Here is a 14,593-nt window from a genome sequence, read left to right on the forward strand (position 1 = left end):
ATTTATCATAAGATGCTATGGAATTTCCTTGTCAAAGTCGTATAGGATACTGTAACGTAAAGCTTTGCTAACCGGCTCATCCTGGCGTATCAAATGCACTGTATTTTCCTTCCGGATAGGCACGCCTTTGCGGGTTTCGCCGGTCATCACCAATTTATAATCTCCCTGTGGGTTGTTTCCTAAAATAGAAGCACCCGATATACTTTCCTGGTCGCGGGTATAAGGCCCGTAATGTTGTGAAGTGCCTTTCGGATCGGTAATGTCTACCGACCATGATTTAAGTAACAGCCCCGCACTATCAATATTAAGCACAACGTGGCTGTCAAGGGGATCTGCCTGGGTAGCGATGATCTGGACAGGTTTCATCTGGTCGCCGCCAACTTCCAGTAATAATTCCGGTGAGGCACTTCCAATATCCACGCGACGGTCGCCTTCGCGAAGAACGGCAAGTTCTTTTGTACCACCCGGCTGTTCAGAAGGGATAACCGGTTTAGTGCGGCCCTGGGTGATGATCCTTGACTCATCAAGGCCAAAATTGTCCACTAAATATCGTTTAACCGCTTCTGCAAGCAATTTGCCTTCCGGCGGACCTTTACTTGATGCACCACTTAAGGTAATAGAACTGCCCGGATTTGATCTTAAACGGTCGCCCATAATATTAAGAATATTGTGGTAAACGGCTAACTGCCTTGCCGAGCGGCCGGTCATGTTGTCCGATTGCTCATTTTGTAATTGATCTTCCTTAAAACGGGTGGCCTGATCTTTTGTTAATGTGATATATCTGCCTGAAAGTTGCGTTGAACCTTCATCAAAGAAAACAGAGTTACGTAATGGCAGCGTTTCACTTACCTGACGTTTTAACGGAACAGCTATTGGCGCGCGCACGTTAAAAACAAAGTCATGCAATGGTACAGGTGTGGCTGTTACTTTTTCAGGTAGTTTTGAAGCCTTGCCAAATTTAAGAGCTATACCACCACGTATGGTTGTTACCGACCAGCTTTCGATACTTCGGGGGTCTTGCCCGAAATAGGGATGATAAGATACAAATGGCGAAATGCTAAATTTAGTTGTGCTGTTTGGCGATGACGTTAAGATATCATAACCGATACCCACCTGGCCCGAAACCAGCGTTTTGCGCATCGAACTTAATTCACCATTAGTATTTGGCTGTTTAAGCTGGGTGTAAGCAAAATCTTTATTCATATTAAAAGCTACCCTTGGCCCTGCAAAAAAGTAAAGCCCCGTTGCCGGTACGCCCAAACGAATGCTTGGTTCAACGGCAATATAACTGGTGCTGGTCCCTAAAGTAGCGGGGCAATTACAAGGAGCCACAACATCTTTAAACTTGCCCCCGCGGCCGTCATAGGCAACGTTAAGCATTACACCCCATATACCAGCAGGGCGGTATTCTACAAGCACCGACCCATACGGGCGCACATCGTTCCCTTTATGGAATGCCGTAGGCGCAATAAGCGAATTGGTAAGCCGTTGGGTTGTTCCATCGTAAAAATTGAAATTTGCCGCCCCCGATAAGCCAAACCACCAGGTAGGCTGTGTGGTTTGTGCTTTAACGGACGTATTGGCCATCAGTATCATCATAAAAAGGATGATGCTTTTATATATTTTATTTATTGGTAACATATGATTGCTTCTTTAAATTATTTGGTTGGAGCGTTAAAAAGATCCCCTGGTGGGGGATCATAAACATCAATATTATTGAGGTACGTTAATAGTGGTATTTACCATGGTAACGGAAGCCACTAATGAAATGGCCCTCCCATTTAACACTGTTTGCACCGCATTACCTGCTGTTGAAAAGGTGATACCTGCCGATGAAATAATGGTTCCGGTCATAGTACCGCCGCCAGCTGCATTAATTACTGCTGCGCTGCCCACATACCAAAATACATTTTTAGCCTTCGCGCCATTTATTAATACAACGCTTTTAGCACCGTTTGGCCCCGCAACACCCACGGTAAGGCCGGCTGCAGTCTGGAATATCCACACAGCATTCGGGTCTCCCTTAGCATCAAGTGTAAGGTCGCCGTTGGTTATTTTAAAAGTACTGCCTGCAGATTTGTAAACGCCCGGTGCCAAAGTTAAACCACCCAATTCGCCTGCACCCGGGTCACTACCGCCTGGTTTTGAAGCGGGCGATATGCTGTTATAAGCCACGATAGCATCAGCCAGCCCCTGTGTTGCAACAGCAAACGAAGTAGCGGTTCCGGGAGCCGGAGGAGCCGTATAGATCCTGCCCGTAACGTTACCCTTGTTCAGCGGTGTTTCGGTGTAGATCTCGGCAGTTGTGCCATCGTGGAAACCTGTTATCAAAGTAGATGCGGCGGTTGTACCGATGCTGCCGTTGTTTATAACTGTATTTAAACCCTGATTGGTTATACCGGCGTTTCCACCAAATGCACCAAATTGGGCTACACTGCCCAAACTTGGCGGTGGTATTACAACTATAAGCGTAAAGTTTGCGGTAATGTGTTTATTGCCAGTCATGGTAACAGTTAAAGGGTTGGCCGAACCGGATGCGTCACCACTCCACGATGTGAAGTTGTAGCCTGGGTTCGCGTTGGCCGTTACTGTAACATTAGTACCCGACGCATAAGCACCTGATCCTGTAGTAGAGCCACCGATAGTGGGATTAGATTTTAATGTTAATGCAAACTGCGAAGGAGGTATAAGCTTAAAGTTGGCAATCAACTTGCGGTTTTGAGTGATAACAAACTGGTAACTGGAGCTCTTTGAAACTTCAACGCCGTTTTCTGTCCAGTTGATAAAGATATATTTTGCATTAGGGTCTGCTGATACTGTAACCGTGCTTCCAGCGTTAAATGCGCCTGATCCATCGGTTGTTCCGCCTGCCACCGGCAAAGACGACAATACAACGGCAAACTGTGCCGGAGGGATCAATTTTAAATTAGCAACCAGCACACGGTTTCCTGCCATAGTAAACTGGTAGCTGGAGCTTTTTGAAACTTCCACGCCGCCTTCTGTCCAGTTAGTAAATGCATAACCAGTATTCGGGTCAGCAGTTACAGTGGCCAGCGAGTCGTGCGCAATTGCGCCACCGCCGTAGTTGTGCCTCCAATTGCCGGGCTTGATGATAATTTTATCAGTGGTATTGTTTTAAAGGTCCATACGTAATCGCTAACCATCGCTGTACGCAAGGTATCCGTTACGCCGGTGGTGATAGTACCAGTGTAATCTACAAAGGGCAAAAGCGGCTGGCTTGGCGTAAAAGTAAACACTTTGCCATCCGCGGTTGGTGCCACGGTGCCTGCAATAACAGTGTTGCCTTGCTTAATAATAAAAGTTTTGGAATTAACAGTGGCTGATGCCATGTTCGTGTTAAACGTTGCCGATATTACCTTATTAAGCACAACGTCGACGGCCTTATCTGCCGGGTCAGTGGTAACTACCGGGCATTCACCTTTAATTTCGCCCTTGTAATCGTCTTTTTTACAACCTGCCACTAAAACGGTAACAAGCAGAAAGATACAAAGAATAGTATTTGAAATGTTAAAATGGCTTTTGCGTTTTCGCGTAATGGTGCCATCGGGAATCAGCGTAAAATTTTTGATCATAAATAAATATTTGAAGGAATAATGTGTGAAAGTTCCTATAGTCCTTATGGGATCGGATATATGGGTTCTGCAAAAGTATATGTACTATGTACCAGCACTGTTATATAACTTTTTGTAAAAGTTATATAATTCACACCTTTTAAGCCAGAACCGTGCCCTGAAAGGCAAGCTGCTTAAAATGCGAGGGGGTGATGCCGGTGACTTTCTTAAACTGCAGAGATAAATGAGCTACGCTGCTGTAATGAAGTTTCCATGAGATCTCCGTTAAGCTTAATTCGTTAAAATTGATGAGTTGCTTAACAAATTGAATTTTTTGGAGGATTATATATTGCTCTATTGTAGTACCCTGCACTTCTGAAAATACATTGGCCAGATAGGTATAATCGAGGTTTAGTTTTGAACTCAAATATGATGAGAAGTTTATTTTTGATTGAGTATCCGAATAGTGGATGCTTTGGATGATGACCTCCCTAATCCGTTCAACCAAAATACTTTTCTTATTATCTAAAAGTTCCAAGCCATGCTTTTGTAAAGCTAGGCCAATCTGTTGGGCTTGTTCAATGGTAATTTCACCAGCGATATGTATTCGGCCAAGTTCTATGCTTGTGCATATCAGACCGGCGTTTCGGAACTCTGATTCGACAATCACCTTGCAGCGACTACCGACCATGTTTTTTATAAATAGGTTCATGTCACAGTACCATTGCAAAGCGGATGCCCCCAAAATTTTTAGATGGTTCTGCTGGATGTTACAGGCAAATCGACTTGCTATTTAATTTTTATAGCACTCCTATAGGTTTTAAACCCATGATTAAAAAAAACATTTCGTTATAAGAACAAAAATTAAATATTCAGTGATTTTATCGCACACTATATTTATGACGGTTACTGACGAATTGTGCTTACTATAAAGGAACATTTTAGTAATTAAACTAAATACCAGCTGTGCGTTATAGCTCCTGCCAAGCCAGACCGTAACTCAATTCGTTGCGTAGCGATTTTTATTTGCAGGGTTTAGCACGTTTCGATATTATTTTTGGTAGCCCATAACGGGAACGAACATGATTATGACCTTAGTGAGCAAATTGAATTAAGAAGTGAAATGCCTATTTCAATCTTCAGAAATTGGCAGTTCAAAATAAAATTTCGATCCAACATTAGCAATGCTTTCTACCAATATCGTGCTTTCATGAAAACGTAATATTTCTGCAACAAGGTAAAGTCCGATCCCAAAGCCGGCAATGTTTTTGATTTTATCACTTTCAACCCTGTTAAACCTGTCGAATAGCTTCGCCTGATCTTTCTTATCAATCCCCATACCTGTATCGGAAACAGAAATTTGTGCTTGTCTATTGATTGTTTTACAACCAATAGTGATGGTACTGCCAACCGGAGAGTACTTAACCGCATTACTAACCAGGTTTTCCATGACCTGCCCTATCTTGTTACGGTCAGCTATAACAAAAACATCTTCGCAATCTTTCATCACAAATTCATGTGTAGGTGATAATATTTTATAAGCTGGTGGTACTGGTATGGATCAGTGCCTGGTTAGACGATGCATACTGATTAACGTGTACATCAACTGGTTTGAACTTATATTATAGATAACCACATTGTCGGTCCGTGAATATTTCATGAGGTTATTATCCTTATCATACTCGTATTTGAAAGTATATGTCTCACCTCCATTGCTCTTCGTCTGGGTAGCCGGGTACATGGCCTGGACTTTGGCGCTGTCAACAGGCGGAATCGGCTTGGGGTTATTATCTTTATTTTGGCAATTGCTTAATAACAAGGATGTGCATACCCCAAGGACATAAACCAGGGGTTTGATGAATTTTTTCATAATAATAGGTGTTTTTAATGTTGTTTAATGATAATGCCAATGCAGGTAACAGCATTTTGTTACCCGAATTAAACTCTCACAAATAAGCTTCAAGGGTACAGGAAATACTTTCGAATTTTTCTCAATTTCATTCGAATTTCTTCCATTATTTTCTACAGGCAATAACCTGAGGCGACGTCTAACTAATAATGAAAGCTGGCTAAAGTTCAAGCTATTTACCCGCACATACGGATCATGGTAGAGTCCATTATTTAAGTAAAAAGCTTCCTTAAAAATCGCTTGATAAACCAAGACGTTTGGCGGATAAAGTGGCGTTTGAGAAATGTGTTTGCCAATTTGCTTTTGCGGTGGGTGAAATAAATTAAGGAGTGAATTGACTATCAATACTTAACAGGCTATCTGTGCCCAAATATAAAATCTAAATTTGGGGCACCGATTAGGGCACATTTTCCTTGATCTAACTTGAATGAATTGGGTTTAAATAAACAAAAAACCCTGTAAATGAGACATTTACAGGGTTTTGACTCAGTTTGGTATCGCTTGTTGTCGGGATGGCAGGATTCGAACCTGCGGCCTCCACATCCCAAATGTGGCGCGATACCGGGCTACGCTACATCCCGATTGGGATTGCAAAGGTAGCTTTTTTGTATAGCTGTGCAAACTTTTTTTAAAAGAATTTGCAGCGGCTTATTTAACCAATTCATTTGCAAAAACTTAGCGTTAAAAATATTTTTAATTAACATTAAAACAGCTTTTAGGGCGCGTAAAATACTACATATGTAGTATTGCCCATGTTTTAAAATGGTTGTTACTTTATTGCAGGCAATACTACCGGTACAAGGGTAAAAATTGCAAAAGCTTATCGCCCGAAAACTGGCGGGCCTTAAGGTTTATTAATATCAAAAGATCGTACTATTAAAAAAATAGGGGGAATATGATCTTTGATAAAAAGCCCCGCATCAGCAAGTGACGCGGGGCTTTAATTTATATGTTATTGCTTGCCGTTACTTCCCTACTTTAAAATCAAACACCTTGCGTGCCAGCTTACCTTCCAAATTAAGGCCCTCAACAACTACGTGGTAAGTGCCGGGCTCGTCGGCAGTAAAATAACTTACGGTGGCTTTACCATCGGCATCGGTAACTACGTTTGGCTGCCAGTAAATGGTAGATCTAAGATCAGTTTCTGCATCCCTGTCGTTAGGATGATCGTATGCGGGCGAATAAAATTCACGCTGCGGCGAATAACCCCTCACCAATATCTTATCCAGGTAGGTTATCGGTAGGCGGTACATCTCTCCTCCTTTTTTCATCGTAATTTGTATCACGCCCCAAACACCTGCATCACCATAAATTACGGTACTTGCACCAGAGGTGAACAATTCGATTCCTTCAACATCAAGCGGCGAGATATCTTTTAGCGTACTTGGGTCAATCGTCATTCCGCCCAGCATTACCGTCATTGGTTCGCCTCTTGGGCGGGTAATTGATGTAACCCTGCCAATACGATAAACAATTTCGTTCCTAACTTCTATCCCTGCTACGCCGTAAAACGCCTGTAACAGGCTTGAATAGGCCACCAACCTATCTTTCTTAATAACTCGGTCTGCACCGCTTAAACCAAGTGCAGATGAGCCTTTAATGCTATTATCAGATGTTTTTCTATCGCGGATGGTAACTTCTTTCAACATGGTTGTCCTGCCCGGCATACCGGCAGGGAACTGGTCGAAACGCTTTTGGGTGCTCATGAGGTAGTCAATAAAATTATCTGCCGCGGCATCATCCACCACATTATACGACTCGTATTTTGGTGCAGGCACTTTGTTAAGCACTATCCTCACCCTATCCTTACCTTTTGCGTTTTTGGCACGTACAACAAATTTTACGTTATTGGTAAAGTTTAGGCCATCTATTACAAAATTACCTTTATCATCTGTTACCGTATCAACCAACAGCGTGCCTTGCGGCGTACTTCCATACAGGGTCAGTTTACCATTTGGCATAACTTTGTTGCCTAACGTAGTAACCCTACCGCTTACACCAATGCTTTTTTCCGGTTGGTAGGTAATCCCATCCAATTTTCCAAGCTTCGCATCTGCCCATTTAAAACGGCGCCACCCTTGTGTAAGCAACAGGTAGTCAAGATATTTGGCCCTGCCTTCATTTGCCGGGTTAAAGTAATAGTTTGGCTTTTCTATAAACCCTTTAAGATCTGACGTTAGTAACAGGTTTGAGTAAATGGTAGTTTGCTTATCCTCATTAATCTTTACTTTACCTGCATCGGTTATTGCAACCGATAAGTTACCTTGTACCGGCACATCATCGGCATCATTTAAGGCCAGTTGCATTTGCACCTTTTCGCGCTTGCCATATGAGGCTTTGTTATTGCTGATATTCAACTTCAGCTGGTCGTTATGTTCTATAAAAATCAAACGCTCTGCCAGTGGGTTGGCCTCTGCCGACAATAGCGTTACCTGTAATATCCCGGTACTAAACAGGTTTTTAGCCACATTTATCTTAACATAGGGTTGGTCTATTTTAGCTTTAATGGCATATTTCACCACGTTATTTTGTTGCATAACCAACGCGGCTGCCTTCCCAATAAGCAATTTGCTGGTTGATATAATAATGGCTACACTGTCTGCGCGGTTGTTGTTCACGGCAAGTACATACCCCTCGTCATCAGCAACGGGCATTGGGTAGCGGCTTTCTTTGCCCGATGCATCTTTTACTACAGCAGTATATTTGATACCAACAACAGGCTGTAACGGAAATACACCCATACCGGCATGCGCAGTTTCAAATTCGGCAACGGTTTTATTGGCTTGATCTACTACGTAACCGGTTACATTGGCACCATAACCGCCCGGCAGTGTAGCTTTAAACGCCACTTTAGAGCGCAGGCCGTTAACAAATCTCCCACCCTCAGGGAAAAACTGCACATCAACTTTACCGGAGTTGTTTATTATCGCAAATCTTCTTTTTACCGATTGGGCTTTGTTTATGAAGATCTCAGTTTCTATATAGGCATCGTTTAAAAATTCTTTCCTAATATTTTTTTCGAGCACTATTTTACCTTCGGCGTCAGTAGTTAATTTACCTTTTGAAAGTTCACGTTCTTTAGATATCAGCGAATAATTTACCTGCTTGGCAACCATCAGGCTTTTATCTTTAACGTTTAAGTAGGTGATGGTTGTTTTCACTTTAGAATCAGCTTCGAATTCGAATTTTGCATTAGCAAAAACATCTGTTGACACCCGGGCATCACCGATCTCAATATCCTTATTGAAAATAAAATCGTCGCTGTAATTTTGCATCCAGCGGGTGTAGGCTTTTATGTGATACTTACCTGCGGTAACCAGCGAATCGCTTAAGGCAAAATCGCCGTTTCCTAAACCGTTACTTAGTGGCACAACCTTGGTTTCGTGTACAGAATCGCGCTCATCCACCAAGTCAACATATAATATATTGCTTTGGGTAGATAGTTCATCGTTTTCTGAATTTACCACATAGGCTTTAAACCAAATATCCTCGCCAATGCTATAAAATGGTTTATCTAAATGCAGGTGCACTTTTTCTTGCGGATGCGCATCCCGCCATTTATTCACGTTGGCTATCAGATTGTTAAGCCAATCATCGTCGGTAAAAGCAGTGAATAAAATTGCAAAAGAGAATGCTGCACTAAGCAACAACAGAAATTTTCTTTTCATGTAATAAAGTTAGTGCTGAAAGATAACTGAATTTCACCGAAAAGAAAAAGGTAGAAATCTTAAATTAATAGGATAAATCAGCTTTATGAAGATAGTTTAATATTTTTAACTCTTCTATGTTAACTTATTTGGCACAAAAAATAGGATATTAAAAAAATTTAAAAGTTACCCCGATATCGAAAACAATTTATCCTGTTTGCAATTCATATAGCATACTTTACTTTATCATTTAATAAGTTGAGAAATAAGAAAAACGTATCAATCTTGGGTGGTGGGCCGAGTGCCCTGTTTATGTTTAAGCAGTTTGTTGACGCTAAACGCGACGACTTCTCCATCACCATTTTCGAAAAAAATAATGTGTTGGGCGCTGGCATGCCCTACAGTAACAGGGGAGCTAACGATGAGCATGTTACCAATGTATCCGGTAACGAGATCCCTGAAATGGTCACCACTATCAATGACTGGATAAAAACCGTTTCTAAAGACACGCTCGACAAATTCCACATCGACCCTGACAAGTTTAACGAGTACAAGGTGTTGTCCCGTTTGCTGTTTGGCCAATACCTTACGGCGCAGTTTAGCATGCTGCAAAAACAAGCAAAAGAGCAAGGCCTTGAGTTTGAAATCAACTTTAACAGTACCGTAAGTAACGTAACCGATAACCCGGAACAACAAACAGTTATTGTAGAAATAAATAATCGGCACAAACATGAATTTGACCATATCATAATTTGTACCGGCCACAACTGGCCAAAAAAAAATGAGAGTAAAATACCCGGGTATTTCGACTCGCCCTACCCCCCTGTAAAACTTGCTTTTGCAACCAATGAGGCCATAGCTATACGAGGATCATCCTTAACCGCGATTGACGCCATACGTACTTTATCGCGCCATAACGGAATATTTGATAAGGATGAAGATGGTAAAGTAAAATACACCGTCCAACCCGACAGCAAAGGCTTCAAGATGGTGATGCATTCGCGCAACGGTTTGTTGCCTGCGGTAAGGTTCCATCTCGAAGATTCGCACCTGGCTACAGGTGCAGAACTTACGAAGGAAGACATCAAGCAAAACCGCGACGATAACAATGGTTTTCTATCGCTGGACCTGGTGTTTGAAAAAGATTTCAAACTTGCTTTTATAGAGAAACAACCAGATTTTTACGAGCGGATAAAGGATATGCGCATGGAGGACGTTGTAAGCGACATTATGGAACAACGCGAAAGCATAGAACCTTTCGAACTGTTTAAAATGGAATATAAAGAAGCCGAAATTTCCATCGAACAACGCAAGTCTGTTTATTGGAAAGAGATGCTTGGGGTGTTAAGCTTTGCGATGAACTATCCGGCCAAATATTTTTCTGCAGAGGATATGATGAGGTTGCAAAAAACCTTAATGCCGTTAATATCAGTGGTTATAGCTTACGCACCTCAAAGTTCGGTGGAAGAGATGATGGCTTTGCACCAGGCAGGTGCTTTGCAGATAGTTACCGTTGGTGACGAGAGCTATGTAGAGCCAATTGAAACAGGTGGGGCTATCTACCATTATACCGATGAACACGGAAAGCAACACGCCGACACCTACAAGACCTATGTAGATTGCGTAGGCCAGCCACACCTTACGTTCGATGAGTTTCCGTACAAAGGATTAAGCGAAAACCGCACGGTCACCCCGGCAAAACTGTGGTTTAAATTATCAAAAAACGGCCTAAAAGCACTTGAAAACGACAATAAGAAAGTGGCAAGTGACGGTAAAGGCGGATATTATTTAACCGTGCCGGGCATCGCCATAAATGACAGCTTCCAGGCGGTGGATGATTACGGCGCATTTAACGAGCGCATTTATATTATGGCTGTCCCGTACATTGGCGGTTACAACCCCGACTACTCCGGGCTTGACTTTTGCCAGGAAGCATCAGGCCATATCATCAAAAGCATCCTGAATAATTAAACAAGATATGAATACCGAAATATTAGCCGATACCCCAAAACTTTACATGTTGTTATTAGGATCGAAAGCGCCGGGCAGGCATGTAGAACAGCACGATTTTTTTTTCGGCATCGCCAACTCGTTAAAAGAGTTAGTGCCCGATATAAAAGCCTTTTGGCGTAACACAGGTACCAGTTTGCATATTGATGGCTGGCGCGAAGTAAAAGCCGTTGATGGGTACGCTATAAAGGTAGTACCGAAAGATGATACAATTATTCAATCTGATAACAAACTGTTTTTCATCAATCTTGGCGGTTACCAGGCTAACCAATTAGCCGAACAGCATTATGTAGTGCTTACCGTACAAAATGACCGCGGCCTTGCCATCCACGAATCAAAAAAGACGGTGTTCTTCCGTACCAATACAATCGCACAGGTAAAAGGTGCCAATGCACACATTGATGATAAATACGGCATAGATGTAGATGACATTTACCGCATTGAAGAGATGCTGTCTCCAGCTCTTAAAGATAAGTATCAAATAAAAATAGCCCCATCCCCCGGTTTGCCGGAAGATGTGATACATTTGGGTTATTTTAAACTGGATAAACTCTCATAGATACTTGTTTATAAGAGAATTATGATAATGCTTTCATCTTTATTGATTTTTTGTTGATTATTTTATTAAATCTTTATAACTTAATTTATTTCTAACTGGTTAAAACATTTTGCTGTTTTGCTGCTTGTATTTGTACAATTTATTGTGTTAAAAACAACCACAACATAAAACATCATGGCTAAAAAAGAAACCGGCACTGAGCCAAAATTCGCGACAGCGTCGCCTGAAAAAACCGACACTGGTTTACTCGAACTTTTTAAAGACGGCATAATGGATATTTACTGGGCCGAAAACCACCTCGTTAAAAACCTGCCCAAAATGATTGCTGCTGCAACCTCGGCAGATTTAAAAGCAGCTATCGAAAACCACCTCGAAGAAACTAAAGGCCACGTTAGCAGGCTTGAAGAAATATTTGGTTTATTGGATGAAAAGATCATTGCAAAAAAATGCGATGCAATGGAAGGCCTTACCAAAGAAGGTGAAGGCATTGTTGAAAGCACCGAAGCCGGTACTGATGCGCGTGATGTAGGTATTATTATGGCATCGCAAAAGGTAGAACATTACGAAATTGCTACCTATGGCGGCTTAGCATCTTTAGCAACAACATTAGGTTTAGCAGAAGTAGCTGCTATTTTAGAGCAAACACTTGCTGAAGAAAAAACAGCCGACGAAAAGTTAACCGAAGTTACCGCAACCATTACACAAGCATAATTATGGCAAAAAACGAAAAAACCGTAAAACCGGACACCGAACCAACTAATCAAAAAAGCGAACAATTAGGCCAGTTTAGGGATGATGCCGCTGGTCAGCAGATGACGACCAATACGGGTTTAAAAATAAACGACGATCAGAATTCTTTAAAAGCCGGTGACCGCGGCCCGTCCCTTTTAGAGGATTTTATTTTGCGTGAAAAAATAACCCATTTTGACCACGAGCGCATCCCCGAAAGAGTAGTGCATGCACGCGGTTCCGGCGCGCACGGGGTGTTCAAATTGTATGAAAGCCAGTCGGCCGTAACAAAGGCTTTATTCTTAAATGATACAGAAACAGAAACGCCGGTATTTGTACGTTTCTCAACCGTAGCAGGCTCAAAGGGCTCAACTGACCTCGCAAGGGATGTACGCGGCTTTGCGGTACGCTTTTACACCCAGGAAGGCAACTTTGACCTTGTTGGTAACAACATGCCTGTATTTTTCATCCAGGATGCCATTAAGTTTCCTGATTTGATCCACGCGGTTAAACCCGAGCCGGATAACGAGATACCACAAGCAGCATCGGCTCACGATACATTTTGGGACTTTATTTCACTAATGCCCGAGTCGGCGCACATGATCATGTGGGCCATGAGTGACCGTGCCCTACCCCGCAGTTTACGCATGATGGAAGGTTTTGGTGTACACACCTTCCGCTTTGTTAATGCAGAAGGCGTTGCGAGCTTTGTAAAGTTCCATTGGAAGCCCCTATTGGGTGTGCACTCTGTTGCCTGGGATGAGGCACAAAACATATCGGGTAAAGACCCGGATTTTCACCGTCGCGACCTTTGGGACGCCATTGATAGCGGCGCTTTTCCTGAATGGGAATTAGGCGTACAAATTGTACCCGAAGAAGATGAGTTTAAGTTTGAATTTGACCTGCTCGATCCTACTAAACTAATCCCGGAGGAATTGGTACCTGTTCAGCGTATTGGTAAAATGACCCTGAACCGAAACCCCGACAATTTCTTTGCCGAGACAGAACAGGTTGCTTTCCACCTGGGCCACATTGTACCTGGTATCGATTTTACAAACGATCCATTATTGCAAGGCCGTTTATTCTCTTATACTGATACGCAATTATTGCGATTAGGTGGGCCAAACTTTCAGCAGTTACCTATCAACAGGCCTATAGTACCGGTTTACAACAACCAGCGAGACGGCTTTTCGCGTCAAAATATTGATGCGGGCAAAACCAGTTACAGTCCAAATTCGCTTAATAACAATTCGCCGGAGCAAGTAAAGGCCGAGCAGGGTGGTTATGTAACTTTTCCTGAACGGATAGAGGCCACTAAGATCCGTGCAAGAAGTAAAAGTTTCCTTGACCACTTTAGCCAGGCAAGGTTATTTTTCAACAGCCAGTCAGACCCGGAAAAAAACCACATCGTTGATGCTTTGAGTTTTGAATTGGGTAAAGTAAAAACTGTTGCCATTCGCGAACGTATGTTGGGTATATTATCGCTAATTGATAAAGGCATTGCTGCCGAAGTTGCCTATGCATTAGGCCTGCATGTACCTCAATCTCCGGAAAAACCTATTAACAAAAGTATCCCTGCGGATGCCGCGGTAGAAGATTACGAATCTGTACAGGTAGAAGGCTCGTTAACCAAATCAGAAGCATTGAGCATGGCTAACACCATTAAAGACAGTATCAAAACCCGTAAGGTAGCCATACTGGCTGCTGATGGGGTAGACGAAACGGCCTTATTCGCCGTTAAAGAAGCCATTGAGAACGAAGGTGGCGCGGTTAACGTTATTGCACCAAGGTTAGGGTTTATCACATCGCTTAACGATGAAAAGATCCAGGCCGATGAAAGTTTTTTAACAGCCGCATCTGTATTGTTTGATGCTGTATATGTACCCGGCGGCGGCAATAGCGTTGCTTCGATAGAAGCAGAACCTGATGCTATACATTTCCTAAACGAAGCTTTTAAACATTGTAAAGCAATTGCGGCAGATGCAGGTGCTATGCAGGTTTTAGAAGCAACCTATTTCAGCAAAAAAATAGAAAACGATGAAGGTGTTATTGTAGGTGATGGTGCAGCTACCTTGGCCTTAGAATTTATCGAGGCCATAAAGCAACATCGCTTCTGGGAACGCGAAAAGCCGAGAAAGATCCCGGCTTAACTTAAATATTTGCAGAA

10 protein-coding genes and 1 tRNA gene are annotated in these 14,593 nt (G+C 42.5%); 4 read left to right on the forward strand and 7 right to left on the reverse strand.

The genetic code is table 11. The annotated features are described in order from the left end of the window. Positions 1-15 precede the first annotated feature (15 nt). The 7 genes from ACVW0P_RS07700 to ACVW0P_RS07730 form a co-directional block, all read right to left on the reverse strand. Positions 16-1,641, reverse strand: coding sequence for an outer membrane beta-barrel protein (locus ACVW0P_RS07700; protein WP_457131561.1), 1,626 nt, complete (start codon positions 1,639-1,641; stop codon positions 16-18). A gap of 72 nt (positions 1,642-1,713) precedes the next feature. Further along, entirely contained in the window at positions 1,714-3,117 is a 1,404-nt protein-coding gene (locus ACVW0P_RS07705; protein WP_457131755.1) for an ice-binding family protein, read from the reverse strand. Then, a complete protein-coding gene (locus tag ACVW0P_RS07710; RefSeq protein WP_457131562.1) occupies positions 3,042-3,593 on the reverse strand; it encodes an Ig-like domain-containing protein in 552 nt (183 codons plus the stop codon). Before ACVW0P_RS07710 ends, ACVW0P_RS07705 begins: the two co-directional genes overlap by 76 nt. A gap of 139 nt (positions 3,594-3,732) precedes the next feature. Beyond that, a complete protein-coding gene (locus ACVW0P_RS07715; protein WP_457131563.1) occupies positions 3,733-4,284 on the reverse strand; it encodes a helix-turn-helix domain-containing protein in 552 nt (183 codons plus the stop codon). Between the two features lie 420 nt (positions 4,285-4,704). Then, positions 4,705-5,079 carry a sensor histidine kinase gene (locus ACVW0P_RS07720; RefSeq protein WP_457131564.1) on the reverse strand — a complete coding sequence of 125 codons (375 nt, stop codon included), beginning with the start codon at positions 5,077-5,079 and terminating at the stop codon, positions 4,705-4,707. Between the two features lie 909 nt (positions 5,080-5,988). Continuing rightward, positions 5,989-6,062 (reverse strand) — tRNA-Pro (locus ACVW0P_RS07725). Between the two features lie 384 nt (positions 6,063-6,446). Further along, complete coding sequence (locus ACVW0P_RS07730; RefSeq protein ID WP_457131565.1) at positions 6,447-9,149, reverse strand: hypothetical protein; 2,703 nt, start codon at positions 9,147-9,149, stop codon at positions 6,447-6,449. Between the two features lie 237 nt (positions 9,150-9,386). On the opposite strand from ACVW0P_RS07730, the gene ACVW0P_RS07735 reads away from it, so the two are divergent. The 4 genes from ACVW0P_RS07735 to ACVW0P_RS07750 all read left to right on the forward strand — a co-directional run bounded on the left by ACVW0P_RS07735 (position 9,387) and on the right by ACVW0P_RS07750 (position 14,576). Further along, the gene (locus ACVW0P_RS07735; protein WP_457131566.1) at positions 9,387-11,099 is read left to right on the forward strand and encodes an FAD/NAD(P)-binding protein; all 1,713 of its coding nucleotides are present in this window, start codon (positions 9,387-9,389) and stop codon (positions 11,097-11,099) included. A 7-nt stretch (positions 11,100-11,106) separates the two neighbouring features. Continuing rightward, complete coding sequence (locus ACVW0P_RS07740) at positions 11,107-11,697, forward strand: DUF1543 domain-containing protein (protein ID WP_457131567.1); 591 nt, start codon at positions 11,107-11,109, stop codon at positions 11,695-11,697. Between the two features lie 174 nt (positions 11,698-11,871). After that, positions 11,872-12,408: a YciE/YciF ferroxidase family protein gene (locus ACVW0P_RS07745; protein ID WP_457131568.1), complete on the forward strand. Its 537-nt coding sequence runs from the start codon at positions 11,872-11,874 to the stop codon at positions 12,406-12,408. 2 nt (positions 12,409-12,410) lie between these two features. Further along, positions 12,411-14,576: a catalase gene (locus ACVW0P_RS07750; RefSeq protein WP_457131569.1), complete on the forward strand. Its 2,166-nt coding sequence runs from the start codon at positions 12,411-12,413 to the stop codon at positions 14,574-14,576. The last annotated feature ends 17 nt before the right edge of the window (positions 14,577-14,593 follow it).

The organism is Mucilaginibacter sp. UYNi724, from assembly GCF_054057495.1.

Excerpts from the sequence above, each read along its gene's own strand:
- ACVW0P_RS07700 (WP_457131561.1), bottom strand. The coding sequence starts at position 1,641 with ATGTTACCAATAAATAAAATATATAAAAGCATCATCCTTTTTATGATG.
- ACVW0P_RS07710 (WP_457131562.1), bottom strand. The coding sequence starts at position 3,593 with ATGATCAAAAATTTTACGCTGATTCCCGATGGCACCATTACGCGAAAA.
- ACVW0P_RS07715 (WP_457131563.1), bottom strand. The coding sequence starts at position 4,284 with ATGAACCTATTTATAAAAAACATGGTCGGTAGTCGCTGCAAGGTGATT.
- ACVW0P_RS07720 (WP_457131564.1), bottom strand. The coding sequence starts at position 5,079 with ATGAAAGATTGCGAAGATGTTTTTGTTATAGCTGACCGTAACAAGATA.
- ACVW0P_RS07730 (WP_457131565.1), bottom strand. The coding sequence starts at position 9,149 with ATGAAAAGAAAATTTCTGTTGTTGCTTAGTGCAGCATTCTCTTTTGCA.
- ACVW0P_RS07740 (WP_457131567.1), top strand. The coding sequence starts at position 11,107 with ATGAATACCGAAATATTAGCCGATACCCCAAAACTTTACATGTTGTTA.
- ACVW0P_RS07745 (WP_457131568.1), top strand. The coding sequence starts at position 11,872 with ATGGCTAAAAAAGAAACCGGCACTGAGCCAAAATTCGCGACAGCGTCG.
- ACVW0P_RS07750 (WP_457131569.1), top strand. The coding sequence starts at position 12,411 with ATGGCAAAAAACGAAAAAACCGTAAAACCGGACACCGAACCAACTAAT.